The following is a 16,635-nucleotide window of genomic DNA, read 5'->3' as shown; positions in this document are numbered from 1 at the left end:
GGGCACCGGCAGGATAATATGGCCAGACACGACATCGATTTTTCTGAACTTCTCGACGTGGCCCGTCTTCGGGCCGATTGCAGGGCGATCGTCAAGGACAAGGATCGCCCCCAGCTGGAATTGCGGGCGGCGCTTCTGCCGATCCTGCGCCGGGCAAGCGTCGAGGGCCGCGAAAAGGCCCGCCAGCTTCTTTCCAAGGACGGCAGCGGGTTGAATTGCGCCCGCCGCATCTCCTGGCTCCAGGACCAGCTGATCCGCGTTCTTTACGAGACGATCGCCGAAGGCCTTTATACGGAGGGCACGGATATCGCCGTGGCAGCCGTCGGCGGTTATGGCCGCGACACGCTGGCGCCGGGTTCGGACATCGACCTCCTGTTCCTGCTGCCTCCGCGAAATACCGAGACCATGCGCAAGGCCGTCGAGTTCCTGCTCTACGTGCTGTGGGACATGGGCTTCAAGGTTGGCCACGCGACCCGCACCGTTGAAGAATGCATCCGTCTCTCCAAGACGGATATGACGATCCGCACCGCCATTCTCGAAAGCCGCTACATCTGCGGCCGCGAGGCGCTGGTGAACGACCTCGAGAGCCGTTTCGACAACGAAATCGTCGCCGATACCGGTCCGGAATTCATTGCCGCCAAACTTGCCGAGCGCGACAATCGCCACGAGAAGGCCGGCGATACGCGTTATCTGGTCGAGCCGAACGTCAAGGAAGGCAAGGGCGGCCTGCGGGACCTCCACACGCTCTTCTGGATCGCCAAATATTACTACCGCGTCCGCGAGACGACCGAACTGGTGAAGCTGGGCGTTCTCTCGCGCGAAGAAGCCCGCTCGTTCGAAAAGGCGGACGACTTCCTCTGGGCGGTGCGGTGCCAGATGCATTTCCTGACCGGCAAGGCCGAGGAACGTCTTTCGTTCGACATCCAGCGCGAGATTGCCGAGAGCCTCGGTTATCACTCGCGCCCCGGCCTTTCCGCCGTCGAACGCTTCATGAAGCACTATTTTCTCGTGTCGAAGAATGTCGGCGATCTGACCCGCATTCTCTGCGCAGCACTCGAAGAGCAGCAGGCGAAGGCGGCACCCGGCCTTACCAACCGCGTCATCTCGCGTTTCACCAAGCGTCTTCACAAGATCCCCGGCACCGTTGAATTCGTGGTGGACCGCGGTCGCATCACGCTTGCCGATCCGAATGTCTTCAAGCGCGATCCGGTCAATATCATCCGCTTTTTCCATGTGGCCGATATCAACGGGCTTGAGCTCCATCCCGATGCCCTGAAGCGTATGACCCGCTCGCTTTCGCTGATCGACAACGAGGTGCGCGAGGACGAGGAGGCCAACCGGCTTTTCCTCTCCATGCTGACCTCGCGGCGTGATCCGGCACTGATGCTGCGTCGGATGAATGAGGCGGGCGTGCTCGGCCGCTTCATTCCGGAATTCGGCAAGGTCGTCGCGATGATGCAGTTCAACATGTATCATCATTATACGGTCGACGAGCACCTGATCCGCTCCGTCGAAGCGCTGTCGGAAGTCGACAGGGGCAAGGCCGCCGATATCCACCCGCTCGCCAACAAGGTGATGCCGAGTGTGGAAGAGCGCGAGGCGCTTTATGTCGCCGTGCTGCTGCACGATGTCGCCAAGGGCCGCCAGGAGGATCATTCGATCGCCGGCGCCCGCATCGCCCGCAAGCTTTGCCCGCGTCTCGGCCTCAATGCCAAGCAGACCGAACTCGTGGTCTGGCTGATCGAAGTGCATCTCCTGATGTCGATGACAGCCCAGACCCGCGACCTGCACGACCGCAAGACGATCACCGACTTCGCCGAAAAGGTACAGTCGATGGACCGGCTGAAGCTGCTGTTGATCCTGACCATCTGCGACATCCGTGCCGTCGGCCCGGGTGTCTGGAACGGCTGGAAGGGCCAGCTGCTGCGCACGCTCTATTACGAGACCGAGCTGCTGCTCTCGGGCGGTTTCTCCGAGGTATCGCGCAAAGAGCGTGCCAAGGTTGCCGAAGAGGAACTCTTCAAGGCGCTGGCCGACTGGAGCGCCAAGGACCGCCGCACCTATTCGAAACTGCACTACCAGCCCTACCTCCTGTCGGTCTCGCTGGACGACCAGGTCCGTCACACGAAGTTCCTCCGCGACACCGACAAGGCGGGCCAGGCGCTCGCCACCATGGTGCGGACGGACAGTTTCCACGCCATCACCGAGATCACCGTCCTGGCGCCGGACCATCCCCGCCTGTTGTCGATCATCGCCGGCGCTTGCGCCGCGGCGGGCGCCAACATTGCCGACGCACAGATCTTCACGACCTCGGACGGGCGGGCGCTCGACACCATTCTGATCAACCGCGAATTCCCGGTGGACGAGGACGAGTTGCGCCGCGCCGGCACGATCAGCCGGATGATCGAGGACGTGCTGTCGGGCAAGAAGCGCCTGCCGGAAGTCATCGCGACGCGCGCTAAGTCCCGCAAGCGCAACAAGACCTTCACCATTCCGCCGTCCGTCATTCTCTCGAACGGCCTGTCGAACAAGTTCACGGTCATCGAGGTGGAATGCCTCGACCGCACCGGCCTGCTGGCGGATATCACCGCCGTGCTTGCCGATCTCTCGCTCGACATCCATTCGGCACGCATCACCACCTTCGGCGAAAAGGTCATCGATACCTTCTATGTCACCGATCTCGTCGGCCAGAAGGTCGTGAACGAGAACCGCCAGGGTAATATCGCGGCGCGGCTGAAGGCTGTGATGTCCGAGCAGGAGGATGAACTGAGGAGCGGCATGCCGATGGGCATGATCGCGCCGGCCCCCAATCCGGACCAGGCGTCGCAGCCGCGCAAGTCCAAGGCAAGCGTGTGAGTTTCGTCCGATGAGTCCCGCCCGATGAGCTTAGTCCGGAAATTCGCAACCGTCGGCGGAGCGACCCTCGGCAGCCGGATTTTCGGTTTTGCGCGCGAGACCTTCATGGCGGCGGCGCTCGGCACCGGCCCGATGGCCGACGTTTTCTACGCCGCCTTCCGTTTCCCGAACCTCTTCCGCCGGCTGTTTGCCGAGGGCGCCTTCAACGCTGCCTTCGTGCCGCTGTTTTCGAAAGAGATCGAGGCGAACGGCGTCGAGGGTGCCAAGCGTTTTTCGGAAGAAGTCTTCGGCGTTCTGTTCTCGGCTCTGATGATCATCACAATCGTCATGGAACTGATGATGCCGTGGCTGGTGGAATGGATCATCGCACCGGGTTTCGCCGACGATCCCCAAAAGACCTCCATCACCATCCGCTTAGCGGCGGTGATGTTCCCCTATCTGATGTGCATGTCGCTGACGGCGATGCTGAGTGGCATGCTGAATTCGCTGCATCATTTCTTTGCTGCCGCCATCGCCCCGGTTTTCCTGAATGTGGTGATGATCGGTGCCTTGTTCTACGGCCTCTGGATCCATGCGGATCCGCTGACCATCGCCTGGTATCTCTCCTGGAGCGTGCTGGCGGCCGGCCTCCTGCAGCTTGCCGTGGTCTATGCTGGCGTGCGCCATGCCGGCATCAACATCGGCTTCCGCCGGCCGAAGATGACGCCGAACGTCAAGCGCCTCCTCGTGCTTGCTGTGCCGGCGGCCGTGACCGGCGGCATCACCCAGATCAACCAGATCATCGGCCAGGCGATCGCCTCCGGCAAGGAAGGCGCGATCGCCGCCCTCCAATATGCCGACCGCATCTACCAGCTTCCGCTGGGCGTGGTGGGCGTCGCCGTCGGCGTCGTGCTCTTGCCGGAACTTGCGCGTGCCCTGAAGGGCGGGCATCTCAAGGAGGCTGCCAATACCCAGAACCGCTCGATCGAATTCGTGCTGTTCCTGACCCTTCCGGCTGCGGCCGGGCTCTGGATCCTGTCGGAAGCGATCATTCGCGTGCTTTATGAGCGCGGCGCCTTCTCCGCCGAAAACACCTCGGTCGTCGCCTCCGTCCTCGCGATCTACGGCATAGGCCTGCCGGGGTTCGTGCTGATCAAGGCGCTACAGCCCGGTTTTTATGCCCGCGAGGACACAAGGACGCCGATGCGTTTCACCATGCTCTCGGTCGTCATCAATTCTGGCCTGGCGATTTCGCTTTTCCCGCTGATCGCCGAGCGCGGCATTGCCACAGCCGAAGCTGCGGCCGGCTGGACGAACACCGTGCTGCTGTTTTCGACGCTCGTCTGGCGCGGCCATCTCGCCTGGGAATGGGCGCTCGCCAAGCGCACGGCTCTGTTGCTCGTCTCGACAGGTATCATGTCCGCAGCGCTGATCTTTGCGCTCCGCTATGCCGGGTCGTGGCTGACCCCGGATGCGCTGCTGATCCATCAGGTCGCGGCACTTGCCTGCCTGCTTGTGCTGGCGATCACCGTCTATTTCGCCTGCGCCTTCCTGATCGGTGGCGCCGATATCGGCATGATACGCCGGAACGTGCAACGGAAACCGAAGACCTAGCCTCGTTTCCGCCCGCCGCAATACGCCCATTGGCGTTTCGGTCCGACGTCCACATGCACGATGCCGTTGCAATAGCGGCCGATGCCGCCGATACCCGGTGCGCTGGCTGCGGCTGCGAGGATTGCTCGCTCCGACACGCCCGGCACCCGGATATCGGCCGCATAACAATGACTGTGCTGAGACCCGCCGGAATGCGGCCGATGGCCCGACGTGACCATAGGCTTATGGCCGGTCTCGCGCGCGATATGCGCAAGGATGGCCCCCAGTTTTTCCGGAAAACAACTTGTGCGAACGCTGATCCGCTGCACGGTGAAGAAAGCTGAATAATCGTGCTTGAAGGAAGTGCTTCTGCGTTTCTGATTTTCGCCGGCTTCGGCGGCGACATTGAGCCCTAGCGTCAAAAGGCAGAAAAGCGCGACGCGAAATATGATGCGCATGGGTATCCCCCGTGGACAGACCGTGTCGTTCATGACCGGTTAACTGTGATACGCTTGGGTATTTCCTTTCCAAAATTGGCGCGAATAAGGAGGCTTTTGCTCAGAAATGGGATTCTGCCTGCCTAAAAGACTAACATCCGTTAATCTATTCGGAGATGGGTGGAGAAAAATTTTCCCATTAGGCGTATTGACTTAGGAGTTGTACGCCTAATGAGGTAGGTGTTTCTCGGCCCTACCTCGAATGATATGTGGACTGCTCTTTTGTCGCTGTAGTGTTTCGCGAGGCCTCCTGAATGGAGCTCCTCGCACCGCCAAAGCCACCACGGCCGGCAACCCGCGGGTGGCTTAATCACTCGAATTCGGAGCTTCCGCATGCCTGTCCAATCGCTGTTTCTCGTGGCCCTGATTGTCGACGATTACGATCGCGCGAAGGATTTCTATTGCGATGTGCTCGGCTTCGACTGCCTGGAAGACAGCGTGCAGCCGGAGGGCAAGCGTTGGGTCGTGGTGAAGCCGAAGGGCGGCGAGGGTGCGGCACTGTTGCTGGCTGAGGCCGCCACCGACACGCAGAAGGCGGCAATCGGCAACCAGACCGGCGGCCGGGTCGGCTTCTTCCTGAATACCGACGATTTCGCCCGCGATCATGCCGCCATGACGGCCAAGGGCGTCCGCTTCCTTGAGGAGCCGCGCCACGAGGTTTACGGTTCGGTGGCGGTGTTTGCCGATCCCTACGGCAACACCTGGGATCTGATTGAACCCGCGGTTTCCGCGGCCTCTTGATCCTCCGCGCTTCGCCGTGCATAAGCCCGCGCGTTAGCAACATGACCCTACGGGTCTGGGGCCCTCCACCAGCCTAATTGAGGACGATATGAATACCTTCAAGCCGCTTGTCTTTTCCGGCGTCCAGCCGACCGGCAATCTCCATCTCGGCAACTATCTCGGAGCGATCCGCAAGTTCGTGGCGCTGCAGGAAAACAACGACTGCATCTATTGCGTCGTCGACCTGCACGCGATCACCGCGCAGCTCGTCCATGACGACCTGCGGGGACAGATCCGCTCGATCGCCGCCGCCTTTATCGCTTCGGGCATCGATCCGAAGAAACATATTGTCTTTAACCAGTCGGCCGTGCCGCAGCATGCGGAACTCGCCTGGGTCTTCAATTGCGTCGCCCGCATTGGCTGGATGAACCGCATGACCCAGTTCAAGGACAAGGCCGGCAAGGACCGCGAGAACGCCTCGCTCGGCCTGCTCGCCTATCCGAGCCTGATGGCGGCCGACATCCTCGTCTACCGTGCCACCCACGTGCCGGTCGGCGACGACCAGAAGCAGCACCTGGAGCTTGCCCGCGATATCGCCCAGAAGTTCAATATCGACTTCCAGGAAAAGATCCGCGCCGCCGGCACCGGTGTCGACATGGTCGTTGGCGAGGAGCCGATCCATGGCTTCTTCCCGCTGGTCGAGCCACTGATCGACGGGCCGGCGCCGCGCGTCATGTCGCTGCGTGACGGCACCAAGAAGATGTCGAAATCCGATCCTTCGGACCTGTCGCGCATCAACCTGATGGACGATCCGGAAGAGATCGCCAAGAAGATCCGCAAAGCCAAGACCGATCCGGAAGGCCTGCCGAGCGAGCTCGAAGGCCTCAAGGGCCGCCCGGAAGCCGACAATCTCGTCGGCATCTATGCAGCCCTTGCCGACAGGACCAAGGCCGACGTTCTCGCGGAATACGGCGGCCAGCAGTTCTCGGTCTTCAAGCCGGCGCTTGCCGATCTCGCCGTGCAGGTGCTTTCGCCGATCACCTCGGAAATGCGCCGCCTGATGGACGACACGACCCATATCGATGCCATCCTCAAGGATGGTGGCGAGCGCGCCCGCGCCCGCGCCGAGAAAGTCATGGGAGATGTCTTCGACATCGTCGGCTTCCTGCGCTGAGATTATCGGCGCCTTTCAAGTCACGCAAAGATTGCATACCCGCCACGGCATTCGTGGCGGGTTTTCATTTTTTTCGGTTGGTATAAGTTCCGCATCACGACTGCTTCGGTCGACTACATGCGAAGGAGGGGAAGCATGGTTTCGAAACGGCTTTCGCGGCTTGAAGGGCACCGGCGCAAGTTCATGGCCGTCATCGACGGCACGCCGGAATGCGAAAAGGCGGTTCATTACGCCGGACGCCGCGCCAAGAACTCCAACGGGGGGCTTGTTCTGCTTTTCGTTATTCCCGAGGGCGATTTCCAGCAATGGCTGGGCGTCGAGCAGATCATGCGTGCCGAGGCTCGCGAAGAAGCGGACGCGGTGATGGCAAAGGCCGCCCAGAAGGTGCGCGATACGATCGGCATCGATCCGGAAATCGTCATCCGCGAAGGCAACGCCAGCGAACAGATCATCCAGCTGGTCGAGGAAGACCGCGATATTGCGGTCCTTGTGCTGGCGGCCGGTTCCACCAAGGAAGGGCCTGGACCCCTGGTGTCCGCCGTTGCTGCCTTCCCGATTCCCGTCACCGTGCTGCCCGACACGCTGACGGCCGAGGAAATCGACGCGCTGGCCTGATTGCGGACTTGATCTTGCGCAGGCAAAGGAGCACTTGAACGAAAAGCTGATACGGCTTATCTTCTTTTGAAGAGTTCTAAATTTGCGAGGGGCGTCGTGCCCCAGGAGAGACGAGATGTTCATTCAGACGGAAGCCACCCCCAACCCGGCGACCCTGAAGTTCCTGCCCGGCAAAGTCGTCATGGATAAAGGCACCGCCGATTTCCGCAATGCCGGCGAGGCGGAAGCATCTCCGCTGGCTGAGCGGCTGTTCGGCATCTCCGGCGTGACCGGCGTCTATTTCGGCTACGACTTCATCACCGTCACCAAGGAAAGCGCCGAATGGCAGCACCTGAAGCCGGCGATCCTCGGTTCGATCATGGAGCATTTCATGTCCGGCGCGCCGGTCATGGGTGGTGCGTCCACGCTTGCGGAAGCATCCGACGTGGAAGGTGAGTTTTTCGACGAGGACGACGAAACGATCGTCGCGACGATCAAGGAACTGCTCGAAACCCGCGTCCGCCCGGCCGTCGCCCAGGATGGCGGCGACATTACCTTCAAGGGTTTCCGCGACGGCACGGTCTATCTCAACATGAAGGGTGCATGCTCGGGTTGCCCGTCTTCCACGGCGACGCTGAAGCACGGCGTGCAGAACCTGCTGAAGCATTTCGTTCCGGAAGTGCAGGCCGTCGAAGCTCTCTGAGCCCGCCGGCACCGTTGAATGATTATTCTCGCCATCGATACTGCAGGGGTGGATTGCTCCGCAGCGCTCTATGACAGCGCCGCGGGCAAAATGCTGTCTGAGATCACCGAGACGATCGGCAAGGGCCATGCCGAAAGGCTGATGTCGGTCATCGACGAAGCGCTCGCCGCCGCCAATCTTTCCCTCAAAGCCGTCGAGCGCGTCGCGGTCGTCATCGGCCCCGGCTCGTTCACCGGCATTCGCGTCGGCGTTGCTGCCGCCCGTGGTTTCGCTCTCGCGCTCGGCGTCGAATCGGTCGGCGTGACCACGTTGGAGGCCTTGGCGCTCAAGTTTCTGGGCGAACATCCCGACCAGCCGGTCGTGGTTGCCATGGATGCCAAACGCAACGAGATCTACACCCAGGCGTTTTCCGCCAAGGGTGAGGCGTTGAGCCAACCCGCAGCGCTTTCGCCGGAGGATACTTCGGAACTTGCCCGGTCTCTTTCGGCGGCAATGACCGGCTCCTGGGTCGAGCATTCCCTTGGTAAGGGAATGGCCGAATATGACGGGCGGGATCGCTTCGACATTGCCGTCGTCGCGCGCATCGCTGCCGAAAAACCTGCGGATGCGCAACGCCCTAAACCGTTGTATCTTCGTGGACCCGATGCGAAACCGCAGACCGGTTTTGCCCTTGCCCGTTCGTGAATGTACAGACTGCGCCGATGCTCGACGATTACCTGACCTGGAAGCCGTATTTCGAAGTCGTGCCGATGGAGGCCGGCGATTGCCTGGAGATCTCCGAGCTGCATGGCCAGCGGTTTCCGCGCCAATGGAGCGATGGCGAATTCCAGAACCTCCTCCTGCAGCACAATGTCTTCGGTTTTGTTGCCCGCCAGACCAATGCGTTCTTCTCGAAGCCGCTCGGCGGTTTCGTTCTTTCGCGTGAGGCTGCCGGCGAGGCAGAGATTTTGACGGTCGCCGTCAACGAGAAATTCGGTCGGGTGGGGCTTGGCTGGCGTCTGATGCAGGCGGCCTTGCGCGAGGCTGCGTCGCGCGGCGGCGAGAGCATGTTCCTGGAAGTGGAGGCAGCCAACCGCCCCGCCGTCGAGCTTTACCGCAAGCTCGGTTTCCGGAAAGTGGGCGAACGCCCCGCCTATTACGCCGGGCCGGATGGGACGCGCTCCACGGCGCTTGTCATGAGCCGCGTTCTTCGTTAGTCCGTTAGTTTCTACGGGAACGTTTCGAAAGCCAAAACGACATGACAGACCTTTCCAAAACCCTGGAGGAGCTGTGTGCCGAAAAGGGCATGCGAATGACGGATCAACGCCGCGTGATCGCGCGTATCCTGCAGGAATCCGTTGACCATCCCGATGTCGAGGAACTCTATCGCCGGTCCTCGAAAGTCGACCCGCGTATCTCGATCTCGACGGTTTACCGCACGGTAAAATTGTTCGAGGACGAAGGGATCATCGAACGTCACGATTTCCGCGACGGCCGCTCGCGTTACGAGACCGTGCCTGAAGAACATCATGACCATATGATCGATCTCAAGACCGGTACCGTCATCGAGTTCCGCTCGGCGGAAATCGAGGCGCTGCAGGAACGCATCGCCCGGGAGCACGGCTTCCGTCTCGTCGGCCACCGGCTGGAGCTTTACGGCATCCCGCTGGACAAGGACGATAAGTGATTACCTGGGCGCGGATCGGCTTCGTTTTTGTCGTTCTTTTCGCAGTTACGCTGATTTTGTGGCCGTTCCAACTCCTGGGCCTCGCCCTCGACCTCAAGATCCGCCGCTATATCCCGCGCTACTGGCATCGGACCGCCTGTTTCCTGCTGGGCATCCGTATTCATGTTCACGGAACATTGGAGCGTCGCCGGCCGCTGATGCTTGCCTGCAATCATGCGTCATGGAAGGATATTCTCGTGCTCGGGGCGATCGCCGACGTCGTCTTCATCGCCAAGATGGAGGTGTCGGAATGGCCGGTCTTCGGCACGCTCGCCAAGCTGCAGAAGAGCATCTTCGTCGCTCGCGAGCAGAAGCGTCGGACCGGCGACCAGGTGAACGAGATTGCCGAGCGGATGGCTGCCGGCGAGATCGTCGTGCTCTTTCCCGAAGGCACCACCTCCGACGGCAACCGGCTTCTGGAGGTGAAGTCGTCACTGTTCGGGGCCGCCGCCGCCGCGGTCCAGCACACGCCGGAAGGTGTCGTGCATGTCCAGCCGGTGGCGATCGCCTATACCCGCATCCACGGCATGGCCATGGGCCGTTACCATCGGCCGATCGCCGCATGGCCGGGCGATATCGAACTGGTGCCGCATCTGCTCGGCGTCCTGAAGGAAGGGGCGCTCGACGTGGACGTGGCTTTCGGCGAGACGATCGAATTCCGCGCCGGTGACAACCGCAAGCATCTGAGTATGGCCGTGACGAGCCGGCTTCGGCGCATGCTGAACCGCCATCTGCGGGGCCGTGACTACGAAGCGCTATAGGAAATGCTTCATTTCCGGGTCTTCTTGCGGTATGGAGCGAGCCATGAACGAACACGTCTCCCTTTCCGTGCCCGCCGACGAGCCGGCCCAGCGCCCGAATTCCCGCAAGGTCTTCATCAAGACCTACGGCTGCCAGATGAATGTCTATGATTCAGGCCGGATGAGCGATGCGCTCGCGGGCGAAGGTTACGTGCCGACAGAAGAGATGGGCGAAGCCGACCTCATCCTCCTCAACACCTGCCACATCCGCGAGAAGGCGGCCGACAAGGTCTATTCGGCGCTCGGGCGTCTTCGCGACATGAAGAAGGCACGCGCTGCCGAAGGCCGGGAGCTGATGATCGGCGTCGCCGGCTGCGTCGCCCAGGCCGAAGGCGAGGAAATCATCCGCCGTGCGCCGGCCGTCGACGTGGTGATCGGCCCGCAGACCTATCATCGCCTGCCGGAAGCGCTGAGACGCGCCCGCGGCGGAAAGCCGGTCGTGGATACTGAATATGCGGTCGAGGACAAGTTCGAGCACCTGCCGGTTACCGAGAAGGCGAAGATTCGCGCCCGCGGCGTCACCGCTTTCCTCACCGTGCAGGAAGGCTGCGACAAGTTCTGCACCTTCTGCGTGGTGCCTTACACCCGCGGTTCGGAAGTTTCCCGCCCCGTCCAGCAGATCGTCGACGAAGCTTGGCGGCTTGTCGACGGCGGTGTGCGCGAGATCACGCTGCTCGGCCAGAACGTCAATGCCTGGCGTGCGCAAGGTCCGAAAGGCGGCGAATGGAGCCTCGGCGACCTGCTTTATCGCCTGGCGGAAATCCCTGGCCTTGCGCGTTTGCGCTACACGACCAGTCATCCGCGCGACATGGACGATCGGCTGATCGAGGCGCATCGCAACCTGCGCACCCTGATGCCCTATCTGCATCTGCCGGTTCAGGCAGGTTCGGATCGCATCCTGAAAGCCATGAACCGCCGTCACACGGGTGCCGAATACCTCCGTCTGATCGAGCGCATCCGCGATGCCCGGCCGGACATCGCCATCGCCGGCGATTTTATCGTCGGTTTCCCCGGCGAGACGGATCGGGACTTCGAAGATACGCTGCGCCTCGTCGAGGACGTGAACTACGCCCAGGCCTATTCCTTCAAATATTCGACCCGTCCCGGCACGCCCGGTGCCGACCTCGGCGATCAGGTGCCGGAAGAGGTGAAGGCGGAGCGGTTGGAAAGATTGCAGGCCCTGCTCTTGAAACAGCAGGCCGAATTCGCCAAATCTTGCGTCGGAAAAGTCATCGACCTGTTGCTGGAAAAGCCCGGTCGCATGCCAGGACAGATAATCGGACGCTCTCCCTGGCTTCAATCTGTGAATGTTGATGCAAAAACATCGCAAATCGGTGACATTATCCAGGTACGAATCAGTGGAACCGGCCCGAACAGCTTGTTTGCCGACCCGGCAGAGAGTTTAATAGGAGCCTGAGCTAACATCGAGGAGCTTGCCCTACTTGAACGGACGTGAATTGGTTTCTTCATCCGCGCGCCAGCCCCGCACCGCCGCTACCGACGCCAATCACTTTGTCCTGACGTTCGAGAACAATAGGTTCGCCAGCGAGCTTTTCGGGCAATTCGATCAGAATCTCAAACTTCTCGAAGAGCGGCTTCATATCGATGCCCGGGCGCGCGGCAATTCGGTGGCGATCTCCGGCGATCTGACGGCGACCAACCAGGCGCGCCGGGCGCTGGATTTCCTCTACGAACGCATCCAGAAGGGCGGGTCGGTCGAGACCTCCGACGTCGACGGCGCGATCCGCATGGCGCAGGCGGCCGACGACCAGCTGCAGCTGCCGACGCTTGAGAAAAAAGCCAAGCTCTCGATGAGCCAGATTTCCACCAAGAAAAAGACGGTCGTCGCCCGCACCCCCACCCAGGACGCCTATATGCGGGCGCTGGAACGCTCGGAACTCGTGTTCGGCGTCGGCCCGGCCGGTACCGGCAAGACCTATCTCGCCGTCGCTCATGCCGCCCAGCTTCTGGAACGCGGGGCTGTCGATCGCATCATCCTGTCACGTCCGGCCGTCGAAGCCGGCGAGCGTCTGGGCTTTTTGCCCGGCGACATGAAGGACAAGGTCGATCCCTATCTGCGGCCGCTCTATGACGCCCTTTACGACATGATGCCGGGCGACAAGGTGGAGCGGGCGATCACCGCCGGCGTCATCGAAATCGCCCCGCTCGCCTTCATGCGCGGCCGCACGCTCGCCAATGCTGCGGTCATCCTCGACGAGGCGCAGAATACCACGTCGATGCAGATGAAGATGTTCCTGACCCGTCTTGGCGAAAATGCCCGGATGATCATCACCGGTGACCCGAGCCAGGTCGATTTGCCGCGTGGCGTGAAATCAGGCTTGGTGGAGGCGTTGCAGATCCTGAAGGGCGTCGAGGGCATCTCGGTGATCCGCTTCAAGGATACCGATGTGGTCCGTCATCCGCTGGTCGGCCGCATCGTCCGGGCCTATGATGCGCAATATGCCGTCCACGAGGAAAGCGAGGAAGTCGACCGGTAATGGTCGGCTCCAAACCTTATGCCCCAACTCGACATACAGATCAGCATTGAAGACGAGGGCTGGCCCGAGGAGCCGGCCCTTTTGGCCTTGAGCGAAAAAGCGCTTGGGGCGGCTGCCGAATTCCTGGCGAAGGAAGAGAAGCAACCTTTTCCGAAAATCGCCCCCGAACTGTCGCTGGTCTTTACCGACGACGCGGCGATCAAAGAGATCAACGCCGAATGGCGCGGCAAGGATAAGCCGACCAACGTATTGTCTTTCCCGGCTTTTCCGCTCGAACCAGGCAAGATGCCGGGCCCGATGCTGGGAGATATCGTCATCGCTCGCGAGACGGTTGAGCGGGAAGCGGTTGATCTCGACAAGAGTTTCGATGATCATCTGACCCATCTGCTCGTCCACGGTTTCCTGCATCTGTTCGGTTACGACCATATGCAAACGGACGATGCGGAGAGAATGGAAGCGTTGGAGACTCGCATTTTGGCCGCCCTTGGCCTATCTGACCCCTATGCGGGGCAGGACCCGATAATATAGTCTGGACCAATGAACGACTTTTCGACAAACCCGACCCGTGAGGGCAAGGACGCCGACTCGAGTTCCTCGGAAGAGGGCAGTAGTCCGTCTCGAGCGGAAGCTCAAAAACACCAAAGCTCTTTCTGGTCGCGCGCCGTCAGGCTGCTCAGGCCGTCGCAGGGCGAGAAGCTCCGCGAGGACCTCGCCGACGCGCTGATGACCGATACCAATATCAGCAATGCCTTCTCGCCCGAGGAACGGGCGATGCTGCACAACATTCTCCGGTTCCGCGAGATCCGCGTGGAAGACATCATGGTGCCGCGTGCCGATATCGAGGCGGTCGATATGACCATGACGATCGGCGAGCTGATGATCCATTTCGAGGAAACCGGTCGCTCGCGCATGCCGGTCTACAACGACACGCTCGACGACCCGCGCGGCATGGTCCATATCCGCGACCTCCTCTCCTATCTCGCCAAGCAGGCTCGCAACAAACGCCGCACCAGCGCGCGCGCCGCGCCTACGCAGCCGATGCCGCTTGCCACCGACAAGCCGGAAAAGGCCGAAAAGACGGTGCGCACCCCGCGGCCTGCCTTCGACCTCGGCCGTGTCGACCTCGAACAGACGGTTGCCGAGGCCGGGTTGATCCGCAAGATCCTGTTCGTGCCCCCCTCGATGCTCGCTTCCGACCTGATGCAGAGCATGCAGGCGGCGCGTACCCAGCTGGCGCTCGTCATCGACGAATATGGCGGGACCGACGGCCTCGTCACCCATGAGGACATCGTCGAAATGGTGATCGGCGATGTCGAGGACGAACATGACAATGAAGAGGTCATGTTCTCCCGCACCAGCGAGGACGTCTTCGTCGCCGATGCGCGTATCGAACTGGAAGAGATCGCCAAGGCGATTGGTTCCGATTTCGACATTCGCGACCGCCTTGAAGACGTCGATACGCTGGGCGGCCTGATCTTCTCCGCGCTTGGTCGCATTCCCGTGCGCGGCGAGGTGGTGCAGGCGGTGCCCGGCTTCGAATTCCAGATCCTGGAGGCCGATCCTCGCCGCATCAAGCGCGTACGGATCCTGCGCAGGCGCACGCTCGCGCGCCGCCGGCAGAAAGGCGATGGCGAGATGCTGCTCACCGATCAGACGCCGACGACTGCCCTGCTGCCGGCGCCATCCGCTCAGGACGCCGACGGACGCAATCACCAGGCCTGAGTGATCCCTGAAGTGTCCGCGCCTCTTTGACCTCACGACAAGCCCGCCATTTTTTGAAAGACTGCAGCCGCTGATTCGGGGGCGGAAGGAAACATAGATGGAGCGGCTGGCGGGCAGGATCATGCTTCTCTGGGGCTTCCCGCGCGTCGTCGCTGCTTTTCTCGCAGGAGCGATCGGTGCGCTCGCGCTGCCGCCCTTCGGTTTCTTCGCGGCGTTCTTCATCTCCTTCACGCTGCTCGTCTGGCTGATGGACGGTTCCACCGGCAATCCGGATGGTGGATGGTTCGCGCGGTTTCGTTCGGCCTTTTGGATCGGCTGGGTTTTTGGCTTCGGCTATTTCGTCGCCGGCCTCTGGTGGCTTGGCAATGCGCTGCTGGTGGAAGCTGACGAGTTTGCCTGGGCGCTGCCGCTCGCGGTTCTTGGCCTGCCTGCCTATCTTGCCCTATTTTACGGTCTTGCGACGGCGATCGCCCGCATCTTCTGGTCGGATGGTTTCGGGCGGATGGCCTCGCTCGCCTTCGGTTTCGGCCTTGCCGAATGGCTGCGTGGCTTCGTCGCTACCGGTTTCCCTTGGAATGCGGTCGGTTATGGCGCGATGCCGATGCCGCTGATGATGCAATCGGCGGCGGTGCTCGGCATTTTCGGCGTGACGGTTCTTGCCGTCTTCGTGTTTTCAGCCCCCGCCCTGATCGGCACTAAAAAGGGCATGCGGACCGGGCTAACGCTCGCGGCCTTGCTGTTTGCCGCCCATCTCGGTTATGGCGCCTATCGTTTGCACATCGCCGACGCCGCGCCGGCCCCGGCCGCCGATAGCCAGCCGGTCGTCCGCATCGTTCAGCCGGTAATAGACCAGGCGCGAAAACTGGACGATGCCGAACGGGCGGCGATCTTCGAGGAACATCTTGCGTTGTCGGCTTTGCCGCCCGAGAACGGTGGCAAGCGGCCGGACATCATCGTCTGGCCCGAAACCTCGGTGCCCTTCATTCTGACCCAGAACCCGGATGCGCTGACCCGCATTGCCGAGGTGCTGCAGGATGGTCAGGTCCTCATCACCGGCGCGGTCCGCTCGGAAGATGCCGGCGCGGGCTTCGCGCCGCGTTTTTACAATTCGATCTATGTGATCGACAGCCAAGGCCAGATCGTTTCGGCCTCCGATAAGCTGCATCTCGTCCCGTTCGGGGAATATGTCCCATACGAGGATCTGCTGCGCAATCTCGGCATCCCCGATGCCATCGCCATGCCGGGCGGCTTCAGTGCCGCGCCCGTGCGGGCCATGCTGACCCTGCCGGGTGGCAGGGTCTTCTATCCGCTGATCTGTTACGAAGCGATTTTCCCGGACGAGATCGGGCCGGACGTGGAGCGGGCGAGCGCGCTTTTGAATATTACCAATGACGGCTGGTTCGGAGCGACGCCGGGACCGTATCAGCACTTCCAGCAGGCTCGAATCCGCGCCGTCGAAAACGGTCTGCCGCTGATTCGCGGGGCGAATACCGGCGTTTCGGCGGTTGCCGACCCCTTTGGAAGGCTGATTCGGGGTATGGATTATAATCAAAAAGGCGTGATTGACGCAACCTTGGGCAGCATTTCAATCCCGCATTGGGATATGAAAGCTCGGGAACAGCACTTCTGGTTGGTTCTTGTGACGATGTTGTTGATTGCAGGCGTCTCGCGCGTTGGTTTTAATTTTCGGACGAATTGACCAAAAACCCCTAAAATTGCATAGTGGTCTCAGCCTTTCGTCTCGCCATATGCTTCAAACGTTGAGCCTGTTGTGACCAGCCGCGCGAAGTGTAT

At 61.4% G+C, this 16,635-nt stretch carries 16 protein-coding genes; 15 read left to right on the top strand and 1 reads right to left on the bottom strand.

Annotation, left to right across the window (positions count from 1 at the left end; translation table 11 throughout):
• Positions 1 to 18: 18 nt before the first annotated feature.
• Both AC1DLT_RS06670 and murJ read left to right on the top strand, forming a co-directional pair.
• Positions 19 to 2,856 (top strand): [protein-PII] uridylyltransferase, encoded by a 2,838-nt coding sequence (locus AC1DLT_RS06670; RefSeq protein ID WP_477486249.1) that lies wholly within the window; start codon positions 19 to 21, stop codon positions 2,854 to 2,856.
• Positions 2,857 to 2,880: 24 nt separating this feature from the next.
• Complete coding sequence (murJ, locus tag AC1DLT_RS06665; RefSeq protein WP_247136688.1) at positions 2,881 to 4,449, top strand: murein biosynthesis integral membrane protein MurJ; 1,569 nt, start codon at positions 2,881 to 2,883, stop codon at positions 4,447 to 4,449.
• Here murJ and AC1DLT_RS06660 read toward each other — a convergent pair.
• Positions 4,446 to 4,886, bottom strand: coding sequence for a peptidoglycan L,D-endopeptidase MepK (locus AC1DLT_RS06660; RefSeq protein WP_038539169.1), 441 nt, complete (start codon positions 4,884 to 4,886; stop codon positions 4,446 to 4,448). The two genes, murJ and AC1DLT_RS06660, sit on opposite strands and share 4 nt — an antisense overlap.
• A 372-nt stretch (positions 4,887 to 5,258) precedes the next feature.
• Here AC1DLT_RS06660 and AC1DLT_RS06655 point away from each other — a divergent pair, with 372 nt between their 5' ends.
• From AC1DLT_RS06655 to lnt, 13 genes are all read left to right on the top strand, one after another.
• On the top strand, positions 5,259 to 5,666 hold the full coding sequence (locus tag AC1DLT_RS06655; protein ID WP_038539173.1) for a VOC family protein: 408 nt from the start codon (positions 5,259 to 5,261) through the stop codon (positions 5,664 to 5,666).
• Positions 5,667 to 5,754: 88 nt separating this feature from the next.
• The gene (gene trpS / locus AC1DLT_RS06650) at positions 5,755 to 6,819 is read left to right on the top strand and encodes a tryptophan--tRNA ligase (RefSeq protein WP_038539177.1); all 1,065 of its coding nucleotides are present in this window, start codon (positions 5,755 to 5,757) and stop codon (positions 6,817 to 6,819) included.
• Between the two features lie 135 nt (positions 6,820 to 6,954).
• Entirely contained in the window at positions 6,955 to 7,434 is a 480-nt protein-coding gene (locus AC1DLT_RS06645; RefSeq protein WP_038539180.1) for a universal stress protein, read from the top strand.
• A 115-nt stretch (positions 7,435 to 7,549) separates the two neighbouring features.
• The gene (locus AC1DLT_RS06640; protein WP_007756066.1) at positions 7,550 to 8,116 is read left to right on the top strand and encodes a NifU family protein; all 567 of its coding nucleotides are present in this window, start codon (positions 7,550 to 7,552) and stop codon (positions 8,114 to 8,116) included.
• 18 nt (positions 8,117 to 8,134) lie between these two features.
• The gene (gene tsaB, locus AC1DLT_RS06635; RefSeq protein ID WP_038539185.1) at positions 8,135 to 8,800 is read left to right on the top strand and encodes a tRNA (adenosine(37)-N6)-threonylcarbamoyltransferase complex dimerization subunit type 1 TsaB; all 666 of its coding nucleotides are present in this window, start codon (positions 8,135 to 8,137) and stop codon (positions 8,798 to 8,800) included.
• Between the two features lie 17 nt (positions 8,801 to 8,817).
• Entirely contained in the window at positions 8,818 to 9,312 is a 495-nt protein-coding gene (locus AC1DLT_RS06630) for a GNAT family N-acetyltransferase (protein WP_038539188.1), read from the top strand.
• A 41-nt stretch (positions 9,313 to 9,353) separates the two neighbouring features.
• On the top strand, positions 9,354 to 9,782 hold the full coding sequence (locus tag AC1DLT_RS06625) for a Fur family transcriptional regulator (RefSeq protein ID WP_038539194.1): 429 nt from the start codon (positions 9,354 to 9,356) through the stop codon (positions 9,780 to 9,782).
• A complete protein-coding gene (gene olsA / locus AC1DLT_RS06620; protein WP_038539197.1) occupies positions 9,779 to 10,582 on the top strand; it encodes a lyso-ornithine lipid O-acyltransferase in 804 nt (267 codons plus the stop codon). Before AC1DLT_RS06625 ends, olsA begins: the two co-directional genes overlap by 4 nt.
• Positions 10,583 to 10,625: 43 nt before the next feature.
• Positions 10,626 to 12,038, top strand: coding sequence for a tRNA (N6-isopentenyl adenosine(37)-C2)-methylthiotransferase MiaB (gene miaB, locus AC1DLT_RS06615; protein WP_038548606.1), 1,413 nt, complete (start codon positions 10,626 to 10,628; stop codon positions 12,036 to 12,038).
• Between the two features lie 25 nt (positions 12,039 to 12,063).
• Positions 12,064 to 13,119, top strand: a complete 1,056-nt coding sequence (locus tag AC1DLT_RS06610; protein ID WP_038539202.1) for a PhoH family protein — start codon at positions 12,064 to 12,066, stop codon at positions 13,117 to 13,119.
• Between the two features lie 18 nt (positions 13,120 to 13,137).
• A complete protein-coding gene (ybeY, locus tag AC1DLT_RS06605; protein WP_038539206.1) occupies positions 13,138 to 13,647 on the top strand; it encodes an rRNA maturation RNase YbeY in 510 nt (169 codons plus the stop codon).
• Between the two features lie 9 nt (positions 13,648 to 13,656).
• The gene (locus AC1DLT_RS06600; RefSeq protein WP_038583408.1) at positions 13,657 to 14,841 is read left to right on the top strand and encodes a hemolysin family protein; all 1,185 of its coding nucleotides are present in this window, start codon (positions 13,657 to 13,659) and stop codon (positions 14,839 to 14,841) included.
• A gap of 97 nt (positions 14,842 to 14,938) precedes the next feature.
• A complete protein-coding gene (gene lnt / locus AC1DLT_RS06595) occupies positions 14,939 to 16,540 on the top strand; it encodes an apolipoprotein N-acyltransferase (RefSeq protein WP_477486248.1) in 1,602 nt (533 codons plus the stop codon).
• The last annotated feature ends 95 nt before the right edge of the window (positions 16,541 to 16,635 follow it).

The organism is Neorhizobium sp. 05N33 (genome assembly GCF_056397445.1).
This window is presented reverse-complemented; position numbering and strand designations above follow the sequence as displayed.